Genomic DNA, 12,223 nt, shown 5'->3' on the forward strand with positions numbered 1-12,223 from the left:
TTCCTATTTTAGTCAAATTCCAAGTCCACCTGCTCATTGCCTACCAACGTCCGCAAGTCTATCAACAAGCGGTCGGTGGGCGTCACGCGCCAGGTTGCGCCAAAACGCAGCTTGGCTCGCGCATCTTCCCGTTGATAGTAGAGATGCACTGGAATCGTCCCCGAGCGATGGGGTTCCAACGACTGACGGAGACGGTTCAAAAGCTGGTCATCAATTTGCCTGTCAGTCAGCGAGATAGCAAGCCCGCGAGCGTATTTTTCCCGGGCTTCACTGATGTCCATTACCTCGCGGGCCATCATTTTAAGCCCGCCGCTAAAGTCATCAAAGCTGACCTGTCCACTGGCGATAAGGATACGGTCTTTTTCCAACAAATGCTGGTATTTTTCTAACGCTTCGGTGAATAGCATCACTTCCAGACGGCCCGAACGGTCATCCAGCGTACAGATGCCGATGCGGTTGCCGCGCTTGGTCACCATCACCCGCGCGGCGACCACCAACCCGACGGCGGTGGTCATTTTGCCCCGATCCGTCGGGTGCATGTCTTTCAAACGCTGGCCACCGGCGTAACGTTCGATCTCCTTGAGGTATTGGGTGATCGGGTGGCCGGTCAGGTACAGCCCCAGCGTTTCCCGTTCACCGTCCAACACCACCTGCTCCGGCCAGGGCGCGATGTTGGCGTAGGATTGCTCCACCTGCTCCGGCGCTTCCGCCAGCACGCCAAACATGTCCACCTGGCCGATAGCTTCGGCTTTCGCATGCTGATCCGCCGCTTTCAACGCGTCGCCGAGCGAATTCATCAGCGCGGCGCGGTGTGGCCCAAGGCGATCGAACGCCCCGGACATGATCAGTTTTTCCAGAATGCGGCGGTTCAGTTTCTTGATGTCGGAGCGCGCGCAGAGATCGAACAGGTCTTTGAAATAACCTTGCTCGCCGCTGTTGCGCGCTTCGATAATGGCTTCGATCGGCCCTTCCCCCACGCCCTTGATGGCGCCGATGCCGTAAACGATCTCGCCGTCGTCGTTGACGTGGAAGTGATACAGGCCGCTGTTGATGTCCGGCGGCAGGATCTTCAGCCCCATGCGCCAGCATTCGTCCACCAGACCCACCACTTTGTCGGTGTTGTCCATATCGGCGGTCATCACCGCCGCCATAAACTCGGCCGGATAGTGCGCCTTCAGCCACAGCGTCTGGTACGACACCAGCGCGTAGGCGGCGGAGTGCGATTTGTTGAAGCCATAACCGGCGAATTTCTCCACCAGGTCGAAGATTTTCACCGACAGTTCGCCGTCGATGCCGCGCGCTTTGGCGCCGTCTTCAAAGCCGCCGCGCTGCTTGGCCATTTCGACCGGGTTCTTTTTACCCATCGCACGGCGCAGCATGTCCGCGCCGCCCAGCGTATAGCCGGCCAGCACCTGGGCAATCTGCATCACCTGTTCCTGATACAGGATGATGCCGTAGGTCGGCTCCAGCACCGGCTTGAGCGACTCATGCTGCCACTGAATGTCCGGGTAGGAGATCTCTTCGCGGCCGTGTTTGCGGTCGATGAAGTTATCCACCATGCCCGACTGCAGCGGCCCCGGACGGAACAGCGCCACCAGTGCGATCATGTCTTCGAAGCAGTCGGGCTTCAGACGTTTGATCAAATCTTTCATGCCGCGCGATTCAAGCTGGAACACCGCCGTGGTTTCCGAACGCTGCAGCATGTCGAAGCTTTTCTTGTCGTCGAGCGGGATGGCGGCGATGTCGATCGGTTCCAGCCCGGTCTTGGCGCGCCGGGCGTTGATCATCTCCAGCGCCCAGTCGATGATGGTCAGGGTGCGCAGACCGAGGAAGTCGAACTTCACCAGCCCGGCGTATTCCACGTCGTTCTTGTCGAACTGGGTCACCGGGTGGTTCCCTTCGGCATCGCAGTACAGCGGCGCGAAGTCGGTGATCTTGGTCGGCGCGATCACCACGCCACCGGCGTGTTTACCGGCGTTGCGCGTCACCCCTTCCAGCTTGCGCGCCATGTCGATCAGCGCTTTGACCTCTTCGTCGGCCTCGTAAATCTCCGGCAGCTGCGGTTCGGCGGCGAAGGCTTTCTCCAGCGTCATGCCCGGATCCGGCGGCACCAGTTTGGAGATGCGATCGACGAACCCGTACGGGTGCCCCAACACGCGGCCTACGTCGCGGATAACCGCTTTCGCCGCCATGGTGCCGAAGGTGATGATCTGCGATACCGCTTCGCGGCCGTACATCTCCGCCACGTGCTCGATTACCTGGTCACGTTTCTCCATGCAGAAGTCGACGTCGAAGTCGGGCATCGAGACACGTTCCGGGTTCAGGAAGCGTTCGAACAGCAGGTCGAATTCCAGCGGATCGAGGTCGGTGATTTTCAACGCATAGGCCACCAGCGAACCGGCGCCGGAGCCTCGCCCTGGGCCCACCGGCACGTTGTTGTCCTTCGACCACTGGATAAATTCCATCACGATCAGGAAGTAGCCGGGGAACCCCATCTGGTTGATCACTTTCAGCTCGACGTCCAGACGCTCGTCGTATTCCGGGCGGCGCTGCGCGCGCACTTCAGGATCGGGGAACAGGAACTCGAGACGCTCTTCCAGCCCCTCTTTCGATTTGAGTACCAGGAAGTCCTCGGTGCTCATATCGCCGGTCGGGAACTGCGGCAGGAAGTACTCGCCGAGGCGAATGGTGACGTTACAGCGCTTGGCGATTTCGACGCTGTTCAGCAGCGCTTCCGGGATGTCGGCGAACAGCTCGCACATCTCGTCTTCGCTGCGCATGTATTGTTGCGGGCTGTAGTTGCGCGGCCGCTTGGGATCGTCCAGCGTAAAGCCGTCGTGGATGGCGACGCGGATCTCATGAGCGTCGAAGTCATCTTCCACCAGGAAACGCACGTCGTTGGTGGCCACCACCGGCAAACCGCGCTCGGTGGCCAGTGCCACCGCCGCATGCAGATAGTTCTCTTCATCCGGGCGGCCGGTGCGGATCAACTCCAGGTAGTAGCAGTCGGGGAAATATTGCTGGTAGAAATCCAGACACTGATCCACCTGCGCCTGGTTGCCGCGCAGCAGGAACTTGCCGACGTCGCCCTGACGCGCGCCGGAGAGCAGGATCAGCCCTTCGCGATGTTCAATCAGCCAGTCGCGATCGATGATCGGGCCGGCGGCGCCGTAGCCGCGCTGATAGGCGCGGGAAATCAGCAGCGTCAGGTTCTGGTAGCCTTCGTTGTTGCTGGCCAGCACCGTCAGTTGAGCGAGTTCGTCGCCCAAGACTTCGCTTTGCACATGGAAATCCGCGCCGATGATCGGTTTGATCCCGGCGCCGTGCGCGCTGCCGTAGAACTTCACCAGCCCGCACAGGTTGGTGAAATCGGTGATTGCCAGAGCAGGCATGGCTAACGCGGCGGCTCTTTTCACCAGCGGCGCCGTCTTGGCCAATCCATCAATCATGGAGTAGTCACTGTGGACGCGCAGGTGAATAAAACGAGGTTCGGCCATCTCCAGATACCTGATTGAAGGGGCTCAGCGTGCTGAGCCCGGGTTAATGCTATCGTCGAGCCGGTCAGGCTCGCAGGCTACAGCGCGAGCGCCCTTTTCACCGGCGCGAAGCTGCGGCGATGATGCTCGGTGGCGCCCAGCGCGGCCAGCCGCTCCAGGTGGAAGGCGGTCGGGTAGCCTTTATGCTGCGCGAAACCGTAGTCCGGGAACTCGCTGTCCAGTTCGGCCATTTCGCGATCGCGCGTGACCTTCGCCAGAATGGACGCCGCGCTGATCTCCGCCACGCGGCTGTCGCCCTTCACCACCGCCTGCGAACGCATCGGCAAGCTCGGGCAACGGTTACCGTCGATTAAAACCATGTCCGGCGCGATATGCAACCCGGCCACCGCGCGCTGCATCGCCAACATGGTGGCGTGCAAAATGTTCAGCTGGTCGATTTCCGCCGGTTCGGCGCGCCCCAGGCTCCAGGAGAGCGCTTTGGCGACGATTTCGTCATACAGCGCCAGCCGGCGTTTTTCACTGAGCTTTTTGGAGTCCGCCAGCCCGACGATCGGCCGCGCCGGATCGAGGATCACGGCGGCGGTGACCACCGCGCCGACCAACGGGCCGCGGCCCACTTCGTCCACACCGGCAATCAGCGTGGCAGCGGGATAGATAAAGGGTTCAATCATGCTTTCGCCAGCTCCAACACAGCCTGAGCGGCCTGTTCGTCCGCACCGCAACGGATGCTTTGGTGCAAGGTAAGGAAAGTCTGTTTCAGCGCGTCGGTTTCCGGGCTCTCTTCCAGCAGCGGCATCACGGCGGCAGCCAGTTTGTCCGGGACGCAGTCATGCTGCAGCAGTTCGGTGACGATCTCCCGCCCCGCCAGCAGATTCGGCAGCGAGACATAAGGCGTTTTCACCAGCTTCTGCGCCAACCAGAAAGTGAACGGCTTCATGCGATAGCCCACGACCATCGGGCACTTGGCCAGCATGCATTCCAGCGCCGCCGTGCCGGATGCCAGCAGCGCCGCGTCGCTGGCGATCATCGCTTCACGCCCCTGCCCATTCAGCAGGTGTACGGTCAGATCCGGCGCCACTTCGGCCTTGATGCGCTCAAACTGCTCACGCCGTTTGGCGTTGACCAGCGGCACCACCACTTCCAGCTCGGGATAACGCGTGCGCAGCAGCTGCGCGGTTTTGAGGAAGTCGGCGCTCAGCATCTCGACTTCGGCGCCGCGGCTGCCCGGCAACAAGGCCAAACAGCGCGCCTGCGGAGCGATGCCAAGCTGAGCGCGCGCCGCCAACCGATCGGGCTGCAGCGGCATGGCGTCCGCCATGGTGTGACCGATAAACCGGCAGGGGACGTTGAAACGATCGTAAAACGCTTTTTCGAAAGGGAGAAAGGCCAGCACCAAATCGGTGGCTTTGCCTATTTTGAAAACGCGCTTTTGTCGCCAGGCCCACACTGAAGGGCTGACATAGTGGATGGTGCGAATGCCGCGCTGCTTGAGGCGGCCTTCCAGCGTGATGTTGAAGTCCGGCGCGTCGATGCCGACAAACACGTCCGGCCGCAGCTCACCGAAGCGGCGGGTAAGATCCTTGCGGATCTTCAACAGGCGTGGCAAGCGCTCGAGCACTTCCACCACGCCCATTACCGCCAGCTCTTCCATTTCGTACCAGGCTTCGCACCCTTCGGCCTGCATCAGCGGGCCGGCGACGCCAACGAAACGCGCGTCAGGGATCTGCGCTTTGAGCGCACGGATCAAACCGGCGCCGAGAATGTCACCGGAGGTTTCTCCGGCGACCAATCCGATAGTCAATGGACGATTCGACATAACTCAGCGAATGATGCCACGGGTAGAACGGGTGAAGAAATCGAGGTACTGCTGCACCACCGGCTGCTCTTTGGCCAGGGCTTCGATTTCCGCTTTCGCTTCATCCAGCGTTTTTTCGCTGCGATACAGGATTTTGTAGGCGTTGCGGATCGCCTGCATTTCATCCTTGTCAAAACCGCGGCGCTTGAGGCCGACCGCGTTGACGCCGAACGGCGTAGCGTGGTTGCCCTGAGCGATGACGAACGGAGGCACATCCTGAGCGACACCGGAACAACCGCCTACCATCACATGCGCGCCGATAATGCAGAACTGATGGATCGCCGTCATGCCGCCGATGATGGCGTGATCGTCGATTTCCACATGCCCCGCCAGCGTGGCGTTGTTGGCCAGCACGCAAGCGTTGCCAACTACGCAGTCGTGGGCGACATGCACGTTGACCATCAGCAGGTTATCGTTGCCCACTTTGGTCAGGCCGGTGCCCTGCGCGGTGCCGCGGTGGATGGTGACGCTTTCGCGGATGCGATTGCGATCGCCCACTTCCACACGCGTCGGCTCGCCCGCGTATTTCAGATCCTGATTCACTTCGCCGATAGAGGCGAACTGATAAATCTGGTTATCGCGGCCAATCTTGGTAATGCCGTTCACCACCACGTGGGATTTCAGCACCGTGCCGGCGCCGATTTCCACCTGGGAGCCGACGTAGCAGAAAGGGCCGATATGCACGCCGGCGCCAATCACGGCGCCTTCTTCGACTATCGCGCTAGGATGGATAAAGGCGGTTTGGTCAATCACGGATTAAGCCTCCCGGCTGCGGGCACACATCATGGTTGCTTCGCAGACAATTTTACCGTCAACGGTCGCCACGCCTTTGAAGCGAGTCAGACCGCGGCGAGTTTTCTCGAAGGTGACTTCCATGACCATCTGATCGCCTGGCACCACAGGGCGCTTGAAGCGAGCTTCATCGATACCAGCGAAGTAATACAGCTCGCCCGGTTCCAGTTTGCCGACGCTTTTAAACGCCAGGATGCCGGTGGCCTGCGCCATGGCTTCCAGGATCAATACGCCTGGGAAAATCGGTTTGCCAGGGAAGTGGCCCTGGAAAAACGGTTCATTCACCGATACGTTCTTCACCGCACGCAGATATTTGTGCTCTTCAAACTCGAGGACGCGGTCGACCAGCAAGAACGGATAACGGTGAGGAAGCAGATCCAAAATTTCTGCAATATCCAGAGTATGAGTGTCAGTAGTCAAAATACTCTTCCTGTCTCTAAAAACTGATGGCATCAACAACACGGCCTGCGCTGACCCCAAAAGGAGATCATCATGCAGGCCGCAAATTAACATCTCTTTGCGCTTTTGGTCTCACGACCAACGCGTTTCGTTTTGTACCCGCGAGAGCGGGCGGCAATGACTAGTCTTTTCCGACTTTACGTTCGACAGCTTTCAAGCGCTTGCTGATCTCATCGATATTCATTACCAACGCAGCGGTTTTACGCCAAACCTTGTTAGGCTGCAACGGAATGCCCGAAGAGTATACCCCAGGTTCGGTGATTGGTCGCATAACCATTCCCATTCCGGTAACAACAACCTTGTCGGCAATTTCCATGTGACCGTTGATCACGCTGGCGCCGCCAATCTGGCAGTAGCGGCCGATTTTCAGGCTGCCGGCCATGATCACACCGCCGGCGACGGCGGTATTGTCGCCAATCACGACGTTATGTGCAATCTGGCATTGGTTGTCGATGATAACACCATTCCCGATTTGGGTGTTATCCAAAGCGCCGCGGTCAATGGTGGTGCAAGCGCCGATTTCGACGCGATCGCCGATAATCACCGTGCCCAACTGAGGGATCTTGATCCACTCGCCGCGCTCATTCGCATAGCCGAAACCGTCTGCGCCGATCACGGTGCCCGACTGAATCAGGCAGCGCTGGCCGATTTCGACCGCATGATAAATCGTTACGTTCGCCCACAGACGCGTTCCCGCGCCGATGCGTGCGTGTTTGCCGATGAAGCAGCCCGGGCCGATAACCACGTTATCGCCAAGCACCGCACCCGACTCGATCACCGCGTTCGCCCCAATGGCGACGTTCTGCCCCAGCTGCGCTTCAGGCGAGATCACCGCGCTTGGCGCGATATCCTGAGCCGGCGACGGCGTGGTGTCCATCAGTTGCGCCATGCGCGCATAGGTCAGGTAAGGGTTCTTAACCACCAGCGCCGCAGCACGGCAGTGTGGTAAATCCGCTTCGGTAAGCACCACGGCGCTTGCCTGGCAGGAAGACAGCTGCTCTTGATAGCGGCTGTTTGACAAAAACGTGATTTGGCCAGGCTGTGCCGAATGCATAGAAGCAATGCCGGTGATGACGAGATCGCCATCACCGTGCAATTGTGCATCCAACTGCTGCGCTAAATCAGCCAGTCGAATTGAAAGCATGTGTTATTTAACCTGTTTCAGCACGTCAGCAGTGATATCTTTGGAAGAGTCTGCATAGGCAACGGCGTTGGCGTCGATCACCACGTCATAACCGCCTTTGCTCGCGACAGATTTCACCGCGTCCTGAATGCGGCTCAGGATCTTGTTACGCTCTTCCATCTGGCGACGACGATTGTCCTGCTCGAAAGCCTGGGCTTTCTGAGAGAACTGCTCGCGCTGCGCCATCACGTCTTTTTCCAACTTGCTGCGGTCGCTGGCTTTCATGGTAGCGCCGTCACGCTGCAGACGTTGCATTTTGGTCTGCAGGCTACGTTCCATGTTCTGGAGTTCGCTTGCACGGCCTTTAAACTCGTTTTCCAGCTGTTTAGCGACCGCTTCGCGGGCCGGCAGCTGTTGGAAAATGCTGGAGACGTTAACGACAGCGATCTTATCTGCTGCCTGAACGCCAGCTGAAGCAGCCATTGCTAAACCGAGGCCTGCGGCACACAACCACTTTTTCACTATAAACTCCTTACCATCACCCATTTGTGTCATATGACACTGAAGTACACAATTTGCCAGACTTGTCCCACCAAACAATGAGAATCATCTCCCTCTGCCGGCGGGCGCCTGGCCATTGCGATTCTTAATAACTGTTATGCCCAGAGGCGAGACCCGTTACCAGGTCTTACCGATGTTAAACTGGAACTGTTCGGACTTGTCGCCTTCGTATTTCTTGATCGGGTTGGCGTAAGAGAACACCAATGGCCCCAATGGCGACATCCACTGCAGCGCGATACCGGCGGAAGAACGAATATTGCTGGCCTTGCTGTAGTCCGGCACGCCGTACATCAGCGTATCGTTGGTATTCTTCCACTTGGTATCCCACACGGTACCGGCATCGATGAACAGCGACGTGCGCACCGAGTTGGCGTATTTCTCGCTGATGAACGGCGTTGGGGTGATCAGCTCCAGGCTGGCGACCGCCATGGCGTTACCGCCCACCGCGTCATCCGAACCACAGATGCTCTGACGATCGGTGGTGCTGCCGGCGTTGAACTGGCACTGGTACGAATTGGAGTTGTAGTACACCGCCTTCGGACCAATGGTGTTGGACTGGAAGCCACGCACGGTGCTCGAACCACCGGCGTAGAAGTTCTCGTAGAACGGCATTTCCTTGCCGCCTAGCCCATCCGCGTAACCCAGGCGGCCGCGACCCAACAGCACCCAGGTGCGGTCGTCGTTGATCGGCACGTACTGTACGCTGTCCAGCGTCACCTTGTAGTATTCGTTGTCCGAGCCCGGAATGGTGACCTTGCCGTTCAACGTGGTGCGGTTACCCGAAGTCGGGAAGTAGCCGCGGTCCAGGTTGTTGTAGGTCCAGCCCAGGTTCAGGGTAAAGTCGTCCGTCGAGTAGCTGGCGCGGTCGGTCTTGTTCGCATCCACACCCATCGAGTCGAGGTAACGCCACATGGCGATCTGCGGCTGCATGTTCGACAGGCCGTTGTGGACATAGCCCAGGCCGGTGCGCAACGAGTTATTTTCGTTGATCGGGAAGCCCAGCGTGCCGTCAACACCGTAACTCTTGTTGGTGTAGTCGGACAGATCCGCGTTATCCGCTTTAAAGTCGTTGTAGAAGACGCGGCCGCCCAGGCTCACACCGTCAACGGTGAAGTACGGGTTGGTGACCGAGAATTCGGTATACGTCTGGTAATCGTTCTTGGTGCCGCTGATGCCGACCGAGTAGCCGGTACCCAACCAGTTATCCTGCTGCACGCCGGCCTGGAAGCTGACGCCGCTCTCGGTGCCGTAACCGACGCCGAAGTTAAAGGTACCGGTGTTGCGTTCTTTCACCTTGTAGGTCACGTCGACCTGATCGGCAGTGCCCGGCACACGCTGGGTTTCCACATCGACCGTTTCGAAGTAGCCCAGGCGGTTCAGACGCTCCTTGCCCTGCTCGACCTGCTCGTTGCCGAGCCAGGCGCCTTCCATCTGGCGCATTTCGCGACGCAGTACGGAATCCTTGCTGGTGTCGTTGCCTTCGAACTTGATGCGGCGCACGTAGAAACGGTTGCCCGCGTCAACGTTGACGTGCAGTTTGACGGTTTTATCCGCGTCGTTGATCTCCGGCTGGGTGCCGACGCGCGGGTAGGCGTAACCATAACGGCCCAACATCGTTTTGATGTTGTCTTCCATTTTGGTCACTTTGCTGCCGTTATACAGCTCGCCCGGCTCGATTTTGGTGATCTGAGCGACTTCCGCCGAGTGGCCGGCCAGGTTGCCGTTCACGACAACATCAGAAAGCTTGTACTGATCGCCTTCGGTGATGTTGATGGTGATGTAGATGCCTTTTTTATCCGGCGTCAGGCTCACCTGGGTAGAATCGATGTTAAAGCGGGCATAGCCGCGATCCAGATAGAAGCTGCGCAGGGTTTCGAGATCGCCCGCCAGTTTTTGCTTCTGGTATTTGCGATCGCCGACCAGGTTCCACCACGGCACTTCGTCACGCAGTTGGAAGCGCGAGATCAGTTCATCGTTGGTGAAGGCATGGTTGCCGACGATGTTGATTTGTTGAATCTTGGCGGAGACCCCTTCCGTGAACACCAGCTTCAGGTCGACACGGTTGCGCGGCAACGGCGTGACCACGGCTTTCACCGAGGCGCTGTATTTACCAACGCTGTAATAGAAGTCTTCCAGCCCTTTTTCAATGCTGGAAATCGTGGTGCGGTCGAGCGCCTCGCCCACCCGGACGCCGGAGGCTTCCAGGTTTTGCTTGAGCATGTCATCCTTCACCGACTTGTTGCCGGAGAAAGTGATGCTGGCGATGGTAGGACGTTCCTTCACCTGCACGATCAAGGTATTACCATCGCGCAGTACGCGCACGTCCTCGAAGTTGCCGGTGGCAAACAAGGCACGAATGGTATTACTGATGTCATCGTCAGTGACGGTATCGCCGACGCGAACCGGCATGTTGAGTAACGCCGCACCGACGGCAACTCGCTGCAGGCCTTCGAAATGAATGTCTTTCACTACGAACCCGTCTGCACCGTATACGGTGGCGCTGCCAAACAGCAGCGACGCTATGAGCAACTTTTTCATCGCCATCGTTGTTATGCGTTCTTCCTAACCTATCCCCGCCCCTAAAGGCGGGAAAAATCATTGAAAAGTGCAAGACCCATCAACAACACCAACACGATCGAACCTATGCGGTAGCTGTAGTCCTGTACTCGCTCGGAAACCGGCCCACCCTTCAGCTTTTCTATCGCCAGGAAGAGGAGATGCCCACCATCTAACACCGGTAATGGGAACAGATTGATGATCCCCAGGTTGACGCTAATCAACGCCAGGAACATCAGATAATACACGAATCCGACTCCGGCTGACGCCCCAGCTCCCTGTGCAATCGAGATCGGGCCACTCAGGTTGTTCAGCTTTACATCACCGGTTATTAATTTGCCCAGCATGTTGACCGTCAGCCGCATCAGCTGCCAGGTCTTGTCGCCGGCCTGATACAGCGCCGGGAACGGTCCATACTGGCGAATCGTCTTATACTCTTCCGGCAGCGGCAGCACCTTTGGAATGATGCCTGCAAACCCCACCGATTTGTCTTTTCCCACCGGCTTTGTATCCGGTATCAGCGTCAAAGACAAGGGGGCGCCGTTTCTTTCAATCTCCAAAGCCAGCGGTTGCCCCGGGCCATCGTGGATACGCTTCACCAGCGTCTGCCAACGACCCAACGGCTGACCATCGACTTTAACGATCCTGTCCCCCGCTTGTAAACCCGCCTTTTGCGCCGCCGAGTTCGGCTGCACTTCCGCCAACACGGATTCGATCTGCGGGCCGCGCGGCATAATCCCCAGCGCGACAACGGGATCCTGCTTGTCCGGTTCAAAGTTCCACTGGCGCAAGTTCAGGGTTTTGGTCACCACCTGCGAAGAGCCGAACGGCGCTACGCCGACTTCGGTTTGCGCATCGCCAATCTTCGCCACCAGTGCCAGACGAACTGACTCCCAATCAGGCGTTTCGATGCCGTCAACCGACTTTAGTTCCATGCCAGACGAAATTTCAGCCTTGGCGGCGATCGATTGCGGCGCGATTTCGCCGATCACCGGACGGAAACTCGGCACGCCGATGATGAACACCAGCCAGTAGGCAAGGATAGCAAACAGGAAGTTGGCGATGGGGCCGGCGCTGATGATGGCCGCGCGCTGCCAGACGGTTTTATTGTTGAAGGCCTGGTGGCGCATCTCCGGCGCCACCGACTCCACGCGCTCGTCCAGCATCTTCACGTAGCCGCCGAGCGGGATCAGAGCGATAACGTACTCGGTGCCCTGGCGATCGGTTCGACGCCACAGCGCCCGGCCGAAGCCGATGGAGAAGCGTTCAACGCGCACGCCGCAACGACGGGCAACCCAAAAGTGTCCGAACTCATGCACGGTAATCAAGATACCGAGCGCAATCAGAAACGCCACCAGGTTCCAAAGCACGCTGACCATC

9 protein-coding genes are annotated in these 12,223 nt (G+C 58.6%); all 9 read right to left on the reverse strand.

Translation table 11 applies throughout. From position 1 onward, the window contains the following. Positions 1–8: 8 nt before the first annotated feature. Positions 9–3,497, reverse strand: a complete 3,489-nt coding sequence (gene dnaE, locus ACJ8J1_RS15735; RefSeq protein ID WP_033652500.1) for a DNA polymerase III subunit alpha — start codon at positions 3,495–3,497, stop codon at positions 9–11. A 77-nt stretch (positions 3,498–3,574) separates the two neighbouring features. Beyond that, positions 3,575–4,168, reverse strand: a complete 594-nt coding sequence (rnhB, locus tag ACJ8J1_RS15740; RefSeq protein ID WP_033644879.1) for a ribonuclease HII — start codon at positions 4,166–4,168, stop codon at positions 3,575–3,577. Further along, positions 4,165–5,313 carry a lipid-A-disaccharide synthase gene (gene lpxB, locus ACJ8J1_RS15745; protein ID WP_004931967.1) on the reverse strand — a complete coding sequence of 383 codons (1,149 nt, stop codon included), beginning with the start codon at positions 5,311–5,313 and terminating at the stop codon, positions 4,165–4,167. The genes rnhB and lpxB overlap by 4 nt, the downstream gene beginning before the upstream one ends. Positions 5,314–5,316: 3 nt before the next feature. Next, positions 5,317–6,105: an acyl-ACP--UDP-N-acetylglucosamine O-acyltransferase gene (gene lpxA, locus ACJ8J1_RS15750; protein ID WP_033644878.1), complete on the reverse strand. Its 789-nt coding sequence runs from the start codon at positions 6,103–6,105 to the stop codon at positions 5,317–5,319. 3 nt (positions 6,106–6,108) lie between these two features. Further along, the gene (gene fabZ, locus ACJ8J1_RS15755) at positions 6,109–6,564 is read right to left on the reverse strand and encodes a 3-hydroxyacyl-ACP dehydratase FabZ (protein ID WP_004931962.1); all 456 of its coding nucleotides are present in this window, start codon (positions 6,562–6,564) and stop codon (positions 6,109–6,111) included. A gap of 160 nt (positions 6,565–6,724) precedes the next feature. Continuing rightward, on the reverse strand, positions 6,725–7,747 hold the full coding sequence (gene lpxD, locus ACJ8J1_RS15760; RefSeq protein WP_025304030.1) for a UDP-3-O-(3-hydroxymyristoyl)glucosamine N-acyltransferase: 1,023 nt from the start codon (positions 7,745–7,747) through the stop codon (positions 6,725–6,727). Between the two features lie 3 nt (positions 7,748–7,750). Next, positions 7,751–8,248: a molecular chaperone Skp gene (gene skp, locus ACJ8J1_RS15765; protein WP_004931958.1), complete on the reverse strand. Its 498-nt coding sequence runs from the start codon at positions 8,246–8,248 to the stop codon at positions 7,751–7,753. A 156-nt stretch (positions 8,249–8,404) separates the two neighbouring features. After that, positions 8,405–10,831 carry an outer membrane protein assembly factor BamA gene (gene bamA, locus ACJ8J1_RS15770; protein ID WP_033644877.1) on the reverse strand — a complete coding sequence of 809 codons (2,427 nt, stop codon included), beginning with the start codon at positions 10,829–10,831 and terminating at the stop codon, positions 8,405–8,407. 35 nt (positions 10,832–10,866) lie between these two features. Next, positions 10,867–12,222, reverse strand: coding sequence for a sigma E protease regulator RseP (gene rseP, locus ACJ8J1_RS15775; RefSeq protein WP_033644947.1), 1,356 nt, complete (start codon positions 12,220–12,222; stop codon positions 10,867–10,869). Between the last annotated feature and the right edge of the window lies 1 nt (position 12,223).

The organism is Serratia sp. CY37869 (assembly GCF_052168895.1).
GTDB lineage: Bacteria > Pseudomonadota > Gammaproteobacteria > Enterobacterales > Enterobacteriaceae > Serratia > Serratia ureilytica.